Genomic DNA, 13,682 nt, shown 5'->3' with positions numbered 1-13,682 from the left:
ACAAATAAAAAAGCCCTCGTTAAAGGGCTGATTAAATCAATAGATTGCATGTTTAATTATACTCGAAATGAACGGCAATTGCTCAGCCATTACATAAATACAAACTCATTAACTAATACTGCTTTTTCAATACGAGGTAATTGCCATGCTTAGCTTTTTGTATGCTAAAAGTCACAATGTAACCGCTGATTTTACCTATATAAATTGGCATGAGCTAACACTCAAAATTGAAAGCCCTCAAAACTTAGGCGCAATAACACCCAAAGAAGCTAAAGCTAAATCGGCAGTTATAGCGGCTACAGATGCGCCCAATAAAACAAAAGAGTCTATTCTCTTACATGATAAGTTTACGCTACTTAGGCTTGATTTAGACGATACTAACCTAGAGTTAACGACTATTGCCGACATGCTAGAAAGTATGTGTATTGAGTCATACATAATCCATACAACAGCAAGCCACCAGCAACAGACCACAACAAATCGGTATAGAGTTTATATAGAACTAGCCGCCTCTATTACTTATGAGGTGTGGGCGGCAATGGAAAGCTATTTAAGCTATGTGTTCATGGCAGATGATTGCGCCAAACGCCCGCAGCAAATAATGTATTTACCTGTCCGCTTAAAAGGTGATAGTTACCAATTTAAAATTGCAGAAGGTAGGGCGCTTGATGTTGAAAGCTCTCAGCTTTACAAAGACGCACAAGCTTTAGAAGCAGAGCAAAACCAGGAATTAGAAAAGGCTACTAGCCTACCTGTTAAGCCAAGTTATCAAACTCAGTTAATAGGTAAGCAGGTATCTATTATCGATGCTGTTAACAGCGCTTACTCATGGCATGAGTTACTTATTCAATACGGTTACAAAGCACAAGGTAAGGCGTATTTACCGCCAGAGTCCACCAGCAAACAGGCAGGTGTTTACATACTAACAAGTAATACAGATGGAAAAGAGCGGTACTATTCGCACCATGAAAATGACCCCTGCGCTAATGGCTTATGTATAGATAAGTTTGATTTTATGGTGATACGTTCCTATCAAGGCGATTATAAACGAGCATTAAAGCTGGTGGCTGAAACTTACTTTTCTGAGTTGCACAAACACAACCTAAAAGAGTACAAAATTCATAAGCAAAACCAACGCACTCATACGTTATTTATGGGGGCTAAATTATGAGTATAGCTATACCAGCCCCGCATAAAAGCTACGAAATAGAGTTACCTCAAAATACTGTATTAGATAAGCCACGTTTTACAGATTTAAAGGAGGACAGTAAAGGCAATGTAAGAGTATTAAACACTAATCAAAACCTTGCTGACTTAGCTAATTTTTGTAGCCTAGATGTTAGGCTTAACATGATGACTTTTAATAACGAGGTGTGCGATATGTTCGGCAATTTAATAGCCGACTCGTACGACAGCATTAACAGTAAACTTATATCAGCTGCAAATATTTATGGTTTACCTGAAAAGGCAATTAACACACATTTAGTTGCATTATGTGAGCAAACTAAATACCACCCAATAAAGCTATATCTTGATGGCGAAAAATGGGATGGCAAAGGGCGCGTTAGTGCCGTTATTAGCTGCTTAAACGCTAAACATGAAGACTTGGCCGACACAATATTAAAACACTGGCTGGTGGGCTGTGTGGCATCTCTTTATGAGAGTAATTTCAATAGTAAGCTTGTGCCCGTATTGCAGGGCAATCAGTCTTTTAGAAAAACGGCGTTTGTCTCTCGCTTTGCTGAGATTATCCCACATGCGTTTTTAGAAGGGGCAGCTTTAAATCCCGATGATAAAGACAGTGTGTTGTCGTGTATTCGCTCATTTATTGTTGAGCTAGGCGAGCTTGAACGTACCAGTAAAAACTCACAAGGAAGTTTGAAAGCGTTTATCACTAATAAGGTTGATAAGGTTCGCCCACCTTATGCAAGGCTCGATATTAAAAAACCAAGGCAAACACATTTTATTGCCACGGTTAACGGTAGCGAGTTTTTAAAGGATGAAACAGGCTCAAGCCGCTTTGCTGTAATTGAAATGGAGCGAGCCGCTAACATGGATAAGCTAAACGAGTTACTGGGCTGGCACTATGACGGTACAGGCTCATTAAAACAGGTTGATGAGTCACAACTTAAACAGTTTTGGCTTGAAGTAAAGCAGCTCTATTTAAGTGGTTATGGCTGGATGCTAAAAGACGAAGATTTGCAGCAAATAGCCAAGTTTAATGACAGCTACCAAGATAAGGGCTTTGCGTATAGTTACATATACGACAATTACATAGCACCAGCCAGCAAGATAGATTTTGCAAACGAAATTGATAGGCCACAGTGTATTAATGGTTGGTTTTCAGCTGGTGAGTTAATTTATGAAGATAAAAAACTTAACTCTTATACAAGCGGTGTTGTCGGTAAAGCGCTAAAGCAATTAAGCCGCGAAGGTTATCTACAAGCCAAAAAAGCAGGGGGGAATCAAACACGCTATAAATTAAGCATTTACTAGCCGCTTCTTTTATATCAACTGTTAGGTTAGTTGAGTAAAGTTAAGCTCTTAAAATTCACCTAACCCAGCTAAAGCCCTTTATTTATAAGGGCTTTACTTGTTTGTGTTAAGTAGTTAAGTAACTTTCTATAAATAAATTAAATAGCTGATTTAAAATAGTGTGGTCTGTAAAGGGAATAAGGACTACCGAGTATAGAAAAGGCTAATATAGTAAAGGTGGCCTTTTTACTTAACACTTAACTTAACAGCTTTTTATGATTTTAGAATCAATATATTAGGAGTAGTTAAGAGTGAATGTATGGCTTAACTAATTAAATAGTTGTAAATATTCACATGCTTGTATATTTTTATGGTTCATTAAATGAAAAGGGAATAACTATGAAATATGGAATTTTAATTTTATGTGCTTTATTACTGACGGCCTGTGCTACTGCAAATTACACAACAGGCAGCGACTTTAAAACAGATAAGGTTGATCAGATTGAAAAGGGAGTTACAACTAAAGAGCAAGTTGCAGATTGGTTTGGTGAACCGTATTCAAAAACTGTTATTAATGGCAACCAAGTAAAGTGGCTTTATTTTTACTCACAGGGCACATCTAAAGCCCAATCTTATGTGTTCACTATGAAAGTTCAAACCGAAGGCACTCAAAAAATGTTAGATATACTTTTTGATGACGGTATTGTTTCAAACTACACATTCACTAATGGCGCAGCGCCCCAGATGAGTATTAACTAATTTTAAAAGCGGCGTTTTTATACTTTATTAACGCCGCTATAAGCTAGCTAAAATAAATAATTAAATTTAATCCTCAACAATTACCGCAGTGCCAGAAGCAACGATAAATAACATACCGAATTTACCACCGCCCGATATTTCACTGTAATCTAGGTCTATGCCTACCACAGCGTTAGCACCTAGAGAAAATGCTTCTTTTTGTAGTTCAGCTAAAACGTTTTTACGAGCGTCTTTCAACGTATTTTGAATACTTTTATTTCTACCGCCAAAAATATCACTTATGCTCGCGAACAAGTCTTTAAATATGTTCATACCATACGCACATTCAGCAGTTATAACGTCCAGCCTTTTCAGCACATTTAAATTTGATGAGGTTTCAGTGGTTAGTATTACTTCATTTGGACTACGGATTATTTTATAATTTTTTGCAGTGAGACTCTCTTTTATTTTTACGATTTCGCTAACTGTTTTTTTGTCTTTCATTTTTTCATGGAAAGTAGACAACTTACGCTTTAAGTATATGTCTTTTGTGCTCTCTAATTTTTGAGCTGTTGCTTCTGACACATCAGTTAAGTGTTTCCCATAAAACAGAACGTCATATGATGAAGTACCTTTAACCGTTCGCAAGCCTGCAATACCATATTCTTTTGAATTAAAGTTGAGTAATGTGCTTGTCAGAGTGATTTCGTTATTGTGTACATCTGTCAGCTTATCCTCAATATTATTGGTTATTATTATACTTTCTTTAATACCGTGCTTTTTATAGATCCCAGATTGACTAAATAAAGTTGATAGATTACAAAGAAATTTATCCTTATAAAAGATTGATGCAACCCCTTTATACCCATCCTTTTTTAGTGAAAAGCTTAGGCTGTCAATATCATAAGTTATTTCTGTAAAATTATTCGTCAGGCCTTTGTCGTTTAATGTCCATTCTGTTTTTGTATTTGAAGAAGATGATTGTTGGTTGTCTGATAGAAACATAACCGTCCTTAGTAGTTGTAATTATTTTAGAATCACAAAAGAACGAGGCAAATTCAAGCTATTTAAATTTAATATTATAAAGCGATATTTAATGTACTTTTTAGTAGGTCATATCCGCATGATACTAAGCTAAGAAAGGGTATAATAAGAACTCATATTGGGGGATATATGAATACATCACATAAAATTAATAACGATAAGCTAATTTTTATAACGCTGGTGGAGTTGATAAACCAATCCAGTCGATACAAAAACCCTAGTTATCGTGTTTTAGTCAATTACCTGAATAATAGAGCCATTAAGACAAGCTGGGGTAATTCTTGGACTAGTAAAAGCTTATTCAGGTATCTACAAAGAAACGGCTTCTCTGGCGTATGGGGGCTAAGAAATAGCTTAGAACAACATAACAAATTAGCTAGATTTCTATAGGGTATTTTCAGACACCGTAAAAGGAAGATTCGCAACCAGTACGCGCGAACGATTAAAGAGATAAATTTTTTAATTCCCGACTATAAAAAAGAAAAGAGTGGCTACAGATTGGCTACACGGAGCAGTTTAGGTTTTAACGAGAGATTTATAAGTTGAGGTAAGATATTGATTTAATTGGTCGGTATGGAGAGATTCGAACTCTCGACCCCTGCCACCCCATGACAGTGCGCTACCAAGCTGCGCTACATACCGACGTTGTTTGCAATAGTACGTGTATTTTTTTAAAAATCAATAAGCGATTGTTTGTTTGGGTGTTTATTACGCAAGAGGCCTAAAAAGGCGCCCTTGCGGTGTATTAATTAGCTAGTCTTTATTTAGCCACTTTTTGATCGAGTCATACATCTCATCTCGTATTAATGGCTGAGCTTTTTTGTTAGGGTGTAAACTATCGTTTTGCATTAGATCAGATTGGCTGGCAATATCTAGCATAAAAAAGTTCATTAAATGCGCATTTGTCTCTTCGCTAACGCGCGAAAAAGTGTCAGTAAACATTTTACTGTAACGCGGGCCGTAATTAGGGGGAATGTAAATCTCCATTAAGGCGGTCATCGCATTAGCTGCTTGGCTTTTTTGAATAAGAGACGTTAAGTTAGTTTGCATTTTTTTAACTGGGAAACCACGTAAACCGTCATTAGCACCTAGCTCAATAAGTACATGAGTGGGTTCGTATTGCTCAAGCAATGCATCTAAACGGCGTAGGGCTCCACCAGATGTTTCGCCACTAATACTGGCGTTGATAAGTTCAATGTCGGCTTGTTCGTCATCGTATTTATCTTGTAACAATTTTACCCAGCCTTCTTCTTGTTGAAGTCCGTAGGCTGCGCTTAAACTGTCACCGAGTATTAAAATCGTGTTTTCGGCTGCTGCGCTCAGCGGTTTGATAACTAAAAATAAAATGAATACTAAACGAAGGATTGAATGAGTCATATGTCAGCGCTTTCTCAATTAAATATAATTCAGGTTAATGGTTTGTCTAAAATAGTTTCTACCTTTGAAGGTGAGCTGCCCATCCTCAGCGACATCAGCTTTAATGTCAAGCATGGCGAGTCTGTTGCTATTGTTGGCACATCGGGCTCAGGTAAATCTACGTTACTCAGTTTATTAGCAGGGCTGGATACCGCCAGCAGCGGTGAAATATTTTTAGATGGTGAACCATTACACAATTTAGATGAAGAAGAGCGTGCTGCACTGCGCGCCGCTAAAATTGGATTTGTGTTTCAATCGTTTATGTTAGTACAAAGCTTAACTGCACTAGAAAACGTTATGCTGCCAGCAGAGCTTGCTGGCGAAAGTGATGCGAAAGAGCAAGCAATTGCTTTGCTTGAAAAAGTAGGCTTGAGCCATCGAATTGATCATTACCCGTCGCAACTCTCTGGCGGTGAACAGCAACGTGTTGCTATTGCGCGAGCATTTATTGGTACACCTAAAATACTATTTGCTGATGAGCCTTCGGCTAATTTAGACAGCAAAAACGGTAAAATGATTGAATCCTTATTATTTGATTTAAATACTCAGCACGGTACTACGCTTATTTTGGTAACTCACGATGAAGGGCTTGCACAAAAATGTGAGCACATTATTCAAATAGAAGCGGGTTTACTGGTAAAAAGCCAAGTAGAGGACGTTGCTAATGTGGGTTAAGTTAGCGCTTAAGTTATTTTCGCGAGAATTTCGCCGTGGTGAGCTCACGGTTATAAGCGCAGCTATCGCTCTTGCTGTGTTAACCGTGCTTACATTGTCTATGGTTACTGAGCGAATAGGGCAAAGTATTGCGCAAAAAAGCAGTGCTTTTATTGCAGCAGACCGTGTACTTGCAAGCGACCATGTTCTGGACACCGCTTTTATTACTCAAGCACAGAGCCAAAATTTAAAAACGGCGCAAATGGTGTACTTCGACACTATGTTGTTTGCCGATGATGAAATGCAGTTTAGCTCAGTAAAAGCGGCATCTAATGCGTACCCGCTAAAAGGGCAGTTAAAAGTTAAAGATACCCTAACCGGTGAAACTAAAGTTGCTAATAGCGGACCAACGCCGGGTAATGTGTGGCTAAGTGAATCGGTATTTTACAGTTTAAATATTGATATAGGCGCACAAGTAGAGCTTGGCGCGGCACTATTTAATGTTTCAAAAGTTATTGTAGAAGAGCCAGACGCGCCATTTAATGTATTTTCGAGTAGCCGCCGTGTGCTTATTAATATTGACGATGTGGCAAAAACTGAAGTTGTGCAGCCGGGTAGTCGTGTTTATTACCGCCAACTTTATGCAGGTAGTGAGGCCGACATAAATAGCTTTTACGAGTGGCTTAAACCACAAATGAAAGAAAACCAACAATGGTATGGCGTTAAAGACCGCCAATCACCCATTTCAAACAGCTTAAACCGCGCAGAGAGCTTTTTATTACTAGCCGGCTTATTAGGTATTATTTTAGCCGCAGTGGCTATAGCTGTTTCAGCAAAACGTTATTGTGAACGCCAATACGACCCAGTAGCGATGATGAAAACGCTAGGCGGTAGCCGTTCAATGATCCGCAAAATATACATGCTCCATTTATTGCTTGTATGTGCAATGGCGGTAAGTATTGGGCTGTTAATTGGTTATGGCTTGCAAGAAATAGCAACAAGTTACTTATCAAAAAGTATGGGCACAGAGCTGCCTTTAGGTGGCTTTAAACCTTGGCTGGTGGCTATAAGCACTGGCGTAATTTGTGCCATTATGTTTTCTATTAAACCATTATTTGATTTATTTGATATTCCACCGCTTAGAGTTCTGCGCCGTAACTTAGGCGACAAGTTGGCAGTAAGTCGTGTGCATTTAGGTATGAGTGCGTTAGCCGTGTTTTTATTAATGTGGTTATTTAGTAACAACATAAAAATAACGCTTATTTTGTTTATATCAACACTTGCGCTAATTGGTGTGCTGTTTTTAGTATCTAAATTAATATTTGGTGGTGGTCGAAAGCTAGGATTAAAGCCAGGTAACAGTTGGTCGCTTGCAATTGCATCTATCCAAAAGCGTGCAAATGTGAACGCGGTACAGTTAATTAGTTTTTCGTTAGCGATTAAATTACTGCTGTTTTTAGTGGTACTTAAAAACGACATGATATCTGATTGGCAGTCGCAACTTCCAAGCGACGCGCCTAATGCGTTTTTAGTTAATATTACGCAAAATGAGCTTGAGCCAATTAATGAATATTTAGCACAAAAAGATATTCAAGTATCAGAGTTTTATCCAACTATTCGTGGGCGCGTAAATGCTGTGAACGGCGAGTTGGTAGCGCGCTCTGTATCGCTGCAAGACAACGAGAAAAAAGACGAAGAAGCACGTGCAGGTATTGGTCGTGAGCTAAATCTTACATGGCTTAAAGATGTGCCTGACCAAAATGAAGTAACACAAGGCACGTGGTTTGGTGAAAATGCGATGGCTGAGGCTTCAGTAGAGGAGTCGATGCTTGAGCGTTTAGATGTTGAGATAGGCGATACGCTTACATTTTTAATTGGTTCGCAGTCGTTCGACGCTAAAATCACCAGTGTGCGCAAAGTAAATTGGGCCACGCTTAAACCTAACTTTTTTATTATTTTAAGCCCTGATGTACTTGCAGATTTTCCCGCAACATATATTTCGTCGTTACGTATAAATCCAGATCAAAAACGTGACTTTAGCCAGTTATTACGTACTTACCCTACTATTACAGCCATTGATATTGATAACTTTGTTAAGCAAATACAAACTACTATTTCGCAAGTATCGCTCGCCATTGGCTTTGTACTTGCAATTGTTGTGCTGTGTGGCGCGCTTGTACTTATATCGCAAGTGCAAGCTAGTTTAGGTGAGCGTATGCAAGAAATTGTAATACTGCGAACGCTTGGCGCTAAAAGCCGATTAATTAAAAACGCGACCCTGTATGAGTTTTTATTACTCGGCGGTTTAGCTGGTTTAGTGGCTGCATTTTTTAGTGATATAGCGCTTTTAATTGTGCAGCAACAAATGTTTGATTTAGCAGGTAAGTTACACCCACATATATGGATTATAGGTCCGGTAGCTGGCGGCGTATTTGTGGCTGGTTTAGGCTATTTAATGATTGCCCGAACACTTAAACAAAATACCCAAGGATTAGTGCGTGCCCTAGGGTAAGCTTAAACTAACATGCTCCTGTAAATGCCCACCTAGTACGTGGGCATTTTTGTTTTTCTTTGTACTGGTAATTTATACAGTGCTCTGGCATTATTAGCGTAATTTAAAAATAATAACAATGGAGCGCTGTTTGGCCATCATTTTAGGGATCGATCCTGGTTCACGTTTGACCGGATATGGTGTTGTTGCCCATCAAGGTTCTAAATTTACATACTTAGGCAGTGGCTGTATTAAGTTAGCCGATCATCCTTTTCCGGTTAGGCTTAAAATGATCTATCAAGGCATTACACAGCTTATTGAGCAGTTTTCGCCAGAAACCTTTGCCATTGAAAAAGTATTTATGGCGCACAACCCCGATTCAGCTTTAAAACTAGGCCAAGCTAGAGGCGCTGCGATTGTTGGCGCTGCAATGGCCGACTTACCCGTATTTGAATACTCAGCTAGGCAAATTAAGCAAGCAGTAGTAGGCAACGGTGGCGCAGATAAAACACAAGTGCAACACATGGTAAAAAATATTTTAAAACTACCCGGTACGCCACAGGCCGATGCAGCTGATGCACTCGCTATTGCGATTTGCCACGCCCACTCAGAACAAAATTTAATTAAACTAGCGGGCAGCGCAAGCAAAACCGTTAGAGGACGTTTAAGGAAATAATTATGATAGGCCGCTTAAATGGTATTTTAGTCGAAAAACAGCCACCAGAAATATTACTCGAAGTAAGTGGTGTAGGTTACGAAGTACAAATGCCGATGACCTGTTTTTACGATTTACCAAAAATTGGTGAAAATGCGATTGTTTACACTCACTTTGTAGTGCGTGAAGATGCTCAACTATTATTTGGTTTTAATAATAAAGTTGAACGTGCCTTGTTTAGAGAGCTATTAAAAGCAAATGGCGTAGGGCCAAAACTTGGCTTAGCTATTTTATCGGGCATGTCGGCAAAACAATTTGTAAGTTGTGTAAATAACGAAGACTCAACATCGCTTGTTAAATTACCCGGTGTAGGTAAAAAAACAGCCGAGCGTTTAGTACTCGAAATGAAAGACAGACTAAAAGATTGGGGCAATGATTTATTTACGCCATTTAGCGACAGCGCAGTAATAGAGCCAATGAGCGATGCGACAATTGCTAATAATGCAGCGGATGATGCCGTATCGGCACTGCTTGCATTAGGTTATAAATTGCCACAAGCTCAAAAAGCAGTAAAATCGATAAGTAAACCCGATATGTCTACTGAGGTTCTTATTAGAGAATCTTTAAAATCTATGTTGTGAGTAACCCATGATTGAAGCGGATCGCTTAATTGATGCGACTGAAAAAACAAATGAAGACTCTATAGATCGTGCAATAAGACCAAAACTTTTAGCCGACTACAGAGGCCAGCCTCATGTTAAGCAGCAAATGGAAATTTTTATTGAAGCTGCGCGAACTCGTGGTGAAGCGCTCGATCATTTATTAATATTTGGCCCACCTGGGCTTGGTAAAACCACGCTTGCAAATATTGTAGCCAATGAATTACACGTAAGTATTAAAACAACATCAGGCCCTGTACTTGAAAAAGCAGGCGATTTAGCTGCTCTACTTACTAATTTAGAAGAGGGCGACGTACTGTTTATCGATGAAATACACAGGCTAAGCCCGCAAGTTGAAGAGATACTGTATCCCGCAATGGAAGACTACCAGCTTGATATAATGATTGGTGAAGGCCCAGCTGCGCGTTCTATTAAATTAGACTTACCTGCATTTACACTCATTGGTGCAACCACACGAGCAGGCTCGCTTACATCGCCACTGCGTGACCGTTTTGGAATTGTGCAGCGATTAGAGTTTTATTCTGTAGAAGATTTGTCGCACATAGTAGGGCGCTCTGCACATTATCTTGGTTTAGAAATGTGTGACGATGGCGCTACCGAAATTGCCCAGCGCTCACGCGGCACACCACGTATTGCAAACCGCTTATTACGCCGTGTACGCGATTACACTCAAGTAAAATCTGACGGTACAGTAAACGCCGATGTAGCTAAGCAAGCCCTTGATATGATTGACGTAGATAAAAGTGGTTTTGATTATATGGATCGCAAATATTTACTCGCCATAATCGAAAAATTTATGGGCGGCCCTGTCGGGCTCGACAATGTAGCGGCTGCTATTGGCGAAGAGCGCGAAACAATAGAAGATGTAATAGAGCCATTTTTAATCCAGCAAGGATTTATTCAACGTACACCACGTGGGCGCATAGTGTCTGACAGTGCATACCATCACTTTGGTTTACTTCCTAAAAAAGACTAGCCTATATACTTTACTTGCTGTGGTTTATTGCGCAGCAGGTAATTGTTTCAGTATCCCTTTGTTTCAAATTATTATCCCCAAAACCTCAACACACTGTTGCAAATGTTATTTCAAAATACAAATACGCTTTATAGTTAACTGTTAATTCACAGGGCGTTAAGACTCGCGAGGCTATCCTGCGTAGCATTCAAACTAGTAAGCGAATTACTTATTGTAAATTAGGTAGGGCAATTATTAGTTTATAAATAAAATATGTAGCGCGCTAAATTGCAGGCAAAAAAAAGCCCGCAAAAAATGCGGGCAAACAACAAGTTGAAGGAAGTAATCCAGGGGAACTACGTTTTACTAAATTTGGTTTTATCCAGAAAGAGTAAAACAATGTAATACGATAAAATATCCTATTACTAAGAACTTGGCTTAATGAAACTATCTCATTCAGTGCGCTAGCTCGGTATGGGAGAATAATACGTAAGTTTACTTTTTTGTTCAAACTAGAAAATTTGTATTTTCAGATTAGAAAAACTAATTTAGTGAATTTTATTGTTGTTTGAATCTTGTGCGTTAATTAATCGTTAAATTTATAAGTTTATGAAATTTATAACTTAAGTAATTTATTTCGTTATATCTCGGTATTAGTTTTACTATTACGTGCAGGTGAGGCTTATAGGTTTTGAGTGTTTATGCTCTTATTTTGAATAAACGGCGCATTTTATGACGTTTCATGTATATATTTACGCATATTTATAGTTAGCGAGTTTGTTTAAAAGTTTAAATAAAATACTGAGGCAAAGGGAAATGCCAACTAAAGCTGTTTTTTAACGTTTTTTGTTGCCTATTCATAGCAATACCGTTGTCAGCTTGAAATGGACTAGATACACTAGATGCAACTTTTGGCCGTGTAAACGGTCATATTTACACAAATTAACCAATTTGCCGTATTTTGAAATTATTTAGGAGTTTAACGTGGGATCAGGGCTTAATTTTTTAGATCTAATTTTAGAAGCAAGTTTGCTTGTTCAATTAGTAATGTTAGGGCTAGTTGCCATGTCTGTAATGTCGTGGACAATTATATTTCAACGTAAAAAAGCAATATCGGATGCGCTAATAAATGCTAAGAAATTTGAGCAAAAGTTTTGGTCTGGTATTGATTTAAGCAAATTATATAACGAGATATCGTCACGCAGCGGTCAGTCTCAAGGCATTGAAGCTTTGTTTACTTCGGGCTTTAAAGAGTTTGCTCGCCATAAAAAGAATACATTTCAAAGTGCGAGTATTGTTATGGAAGGAACGCACCGCTCTATGCGTGTTGCGCTTTCTCGTGAAATTGAAAAAATGGAATCTAGCCTATCGTTTTTAGCAACAGTAGGTTCTATAAGTCCGTACATCGGTTTGTTTGGTACAGTGTGGGGTATAATGAATGCCTTTATTGCACTAGGTGAAGTTAAGCAAGCTACATTACAAATGGTAGCACCAGGTATTGCAGAGGCACTTATTGCGACTGCTATGGGTTTATTTGCGGCGATCCCTGCTGTTATTGCTTATAACCGTTTTTCAAACAGTGTTGAAAAGCTTGAGTCTCACTATATTAACTTTATGGAAGAGTTTGCTAATATTTTACACCGTCAAGCAGCTACACAAATAGAGGCACAAGCGAATGTATCAGCGTAAAAAGCGCCGTCCGGTCGCAGAGATTAATGTAGTACCTTACATTGATGTAATGTTGGTACTACTTATAATATTTATGGCTACAGCACCGCTTATTACGCATGGTGTAAAAGTTGATTTACCTAAAATGGAAGAGTCTGATTTAGTTGATACTAAAGATACTCCGCCTATTATTGCCTCAATAGATGCACAAGGTAAATATTACGTGAGTGTAGGTACTGATCCAGAAGAGCCTATGGAAGCACTTGATGTGGCTGCGGTTATAAAATTACAGCTAATGAAAAACCCTGACGTGCCGGTAATGATTAAAGGCTCGGGTAAGGTGTCGTATCAAGAAGTATTATTACTAATGGATTTTTTGAAAAATGCAGGCGTACCATCAGTAGGATTAATGACTGAATCCTTTGAGGGGAAGTAGCTGTATGAATAGTTCAGTAGTAAAATCAATAGTACTTCATTTAGGGATTGGTGGATTTTTGTATGCTTCTGCAAATATTCATCCGCCAACACCTAAAGTAATGGAAGTAACGCTTAATTCGGCTATACCTACGCCAGATAAAGCGGTATCAGCCGTTACAGTTGATCAAAAACAAGTTGAGCAAAAAATTGCTGAACTTCAAAAGAAAGAAAAAGATAAAAAAAGTGCTGAAGATAAACGTATCCGTGATTTAGAACGCAGAGCGGCCAATGCACGCAAGCAACGTGAATCAGAAGCACGTAATATTAAAAAGCTAGAGCAAGAGCGTAAAGCTAAAGAGAAAGAAAAAGCGCAAGCCGAGGCAGAAGCTAAAAAAGCACGTGCCATTGAGCAAAAAGAGCGTGCTAAAGCTAAGCAAGCCGAAAAGCAAAAGCAAGAAGCTGAAAACGCAGCAAGAGCAGCAGCTGACA

Annotated in this window: 13 protein-coding genes and 1 tRNA gene; 11 read left to right on the top strand and 3 right to left on the bottom strand. The window is 38.7% G+C overall.

What is annotated here, in order from left to right:
- The first annotated feature begins 145 nt into the window (after positions 1–145).
- From H5090_RS16405 to bamE, 3 genes are all read left to right on the top strand, one after another.
- On the top strand, positions 146–1,171 hold the full coding sequence (locus H5090_RS16405; protein ID WP_182696225.1) for a hypothetical protein: 1,026 nt from the start codon (positions 146–148) through the stop codon (positions 1,169–1,171).
- Positions 1,168–2,496 carry a VapE domain-containing protein gene (locus H5090_RS16400; protein WP_182696224.1) on the top strand — a complete coding sequence of 443 codons (1,329 nt, stop codon included), beginning with the start codon at positions 1,168–1,170 and terminating at the stop codon, positions 2,494–2,496. The genes H5090_RS16405 and H5090_RS16400 overlap by 4 nt, the downstream gene beginning before the upstream one ends.
- Before the next feature lie 378 nt (positions 2,497–2,874).
- On the top strand, positions 2,875–3,234 hold the full coding sequence (gene bamE / locus H5090_RS16395; RefSeq protein WP_182696223.1) for an outer membrane protein assembly factor BamE: 360 nt from the start codon (positions 2,875–2,877) through the stop codon (positions 3,232–3,234).
- Between the two features lie 66 nt (positions 3,235–3,300).
- Here the strand turns inward: bamE and H5090_RS20930 are convergent, their stop codons facing one another.
- From H5090_RS20930 to H5090_RS16380, 3 genes are all read right to left on the bottom strand, one after another.
- Positions 3,301–4,218: a YbjQ family protein gene (locus H5090_RS20930; RefSeq protein WP_182696222.1), complete on the bottom strand. Its 918-nt coding sequence runs from the start codon at positions 4,216–4,218 to the stop codon at positions 3,301–3,303.
- 604 nt (positions 4,219–4,822) lie between these two features.
- Positions 4,823–4,899: transfer RNA gene (locus H5090_RS16385), tRNA-Pro, on the bottom strand.
- 111 nt (positions 4,900–5,010) lie between these two features.
- A complete protein-coding gene (locus H5090_RS16380) occupies positions 5,011–5,634 on the bottom strand; it encodes an arylesterase (RefSeq protein ID WP_154903886.1) in 624 nt (207 codons plus the stop codon).
- Here H5090_RS16380 and H5090_RS16375 point away from each other — a divergent pair, their 5' ends adjacent.
- The 8 genes from H5090_RS16375 to tolA all read left to right on the top strand — a co-directional run.
- Entirely contained in the window at positions 5,635–6,348 is a 714-nt protein-coding gene (locus H5090_RS16375; RefSeq protein ID WP_154903889.1) for an ABC transporter ATP-binding protein, read from the top strand.
- Positions 6,338–8,839: an ABC transporter permease gene (locus H5090_RS16370; protein ID WP_182696221.1), complete on the top strand. Its 2,502-nt coding sequence runs from the start codon at positions 6,338–6,340 to the stop codon at positions 8,837–8,839. The genes H5090_RS16375 and H5090_RS16370 overlap by 11 nt, the downstream gene beginning before the upstream one ends.
- A 130-nt stretch (positions 8,840–8,969) precedes the next feature.
- The gene (gene ruvC / locus H5090_RS16365) at positions 8,970–9,494 is read left to right on the top strand and encodes a crossover junction endodeoxyribonuclease RuvC (protein WP_002960649.1); all 525 of its coding nucleotides are present in this window, start codon (positions 8,970–8,972) and stop codon (positions 9,492–9,494) included.
- Positions 9,495–9,496: 2 nt separating this feature from the next.
- Positions 9,497–10,114, top strand: coding sequence for a Holliday junction branch migration protein RuvA (ruvA, locus tag H5090_RS16360; RefSeq protein ID WP_002960647.1), 618 nt, complete (start codon positions 9,497–9,499; stop codon positions 10,112–10,114).
- Positions 10,115–10,121: 7 nt separating this feature from the next.
- A complete protein-coding gene (ruvB, locus tag H5090_RS16355) occupies positions 10,122–11,129 on the top strand; it encodes a Holliday junction branch migration DNA helicase RuvB (RefSeq protein ID WP_002960645.1) in 1,008 nt (335 codons plus the stop codon).
- A 963-nt stretch (positions 11,130–12,092) separates the two neighbouring features.
- Positions 12,093–12,797 carry a protein TolQ gene (tolQ, locus tag H5090_RS16350; protein WP_002960643.1) on the top strand — a complete coding sequence of 235 codons (705 nt, stop codon included), beginning with the start codon at positions 12,093–12,095 and terminating at the stop codon, positions 12,795–12,797.
- The gene (gene tolR, locus H5090_RS16345) at positions 12,784–13,212 is read left to right on the top strand and encodes a protein TolR (protein ID WP_002960641.1); all 429 of its coding nucleotides are present in this window, start codon (positions 12,784–12,786) and stop codon (positions 13,210–13,212) included. The genes tolQ and tolR overlap by 14 nt, the downstream gene beginning before the upstream one ends.
- Positions 13,213–13,216: 4 nt before the next feature.
- Positions 13,217–13,682 (top strand): cell envelope integrity protein TolA (gene tolA / locus H5090_RS16340; RefSeq protein ID WP_182696220.1); only part of this gene is annotated, 466 nt, incomplete at its 3' end.

The sequence above is a fragment of the Pseudoalteromonas sp. SR43-5 genome, from assembly GCF_014163835.1.
In the GTDB taxonomy this organism is placed as follows: Bacteria; Pseudomonadota; Gammaproteobacteria; order Enterobacterales; family Alteromonadaceae; genus Pseudoalteromonas; species Pseudoalteromonas distincta.
This window is presented reverse-complemented; position numbering and strand designations above follow the sequence as displayed.

Coding starts and splice junctions, on each gene's coding strand:
- H5090_RS16405 (WP_182696225.1), top strand. CDS start 146: ATGCTTAGCTTTTTGTATGCTAAAAGTCACAATGTAACCGCTGATTTT.
- H5090_RS16400 (WP_182696224.1), top strand. CDS start 1,168: ATGAGTATAGCTATACCAGCCCCGCATAAAAGCTACGAAATAGAGTTA.
- bamE (WP_182696223.1), top strand. CDS start 2,875: ATGAAATATGGAATTTTAATTTTATGTGCTTTATTACTGACGGCCTGT.
- H5090_RS20930 (WP_182696222.1), bottom strand. CDS start 4,218: ATGTTTCTATCAGACAACCAACAATCATCTTCTTCAAATACAAAAACA.
- H5090_RS16380 (WP_154903886.1), bottom strand. CDS start 5,634: ATGACTCATTCAATCCTTCGTTTAGTATTCATTTTATTTTTAGTTATC.
- H5090_RS16375 (WP_154903889.1), top strand. CDS start 5,635: ATGTCAGCGCTTTCTCAATTAAATATAATTCAGGTTAATGGTTTGTCT.
- H5090_RS16370 (WP_182696221.1), top strand. CDS start 6,338: ATGTGGGTTAAGTTAGCGCTTAAGTTATTTTCGCGAGAATTTCGCCGT.
- ruvA (WP_002960647.1), top strand. CDS start 9,497: ATGATAGGCCGCTTAAATGGTATTTTAGTCGAAAAACAGCCACCAGAA.
- ruvB (WP_002960645.1), top strand. CDS start 10,122: ATGATTGAAGCGGATCGCTTAATTGATGCGACTGAAAAAACAAATGAA.
- tolR (WP_002960641.1), top strand. CDS start 12,784: ATGTATCAGCGTAAAAAGCGCCGTCCGGTCGCAGAGATTAATGTAGTA.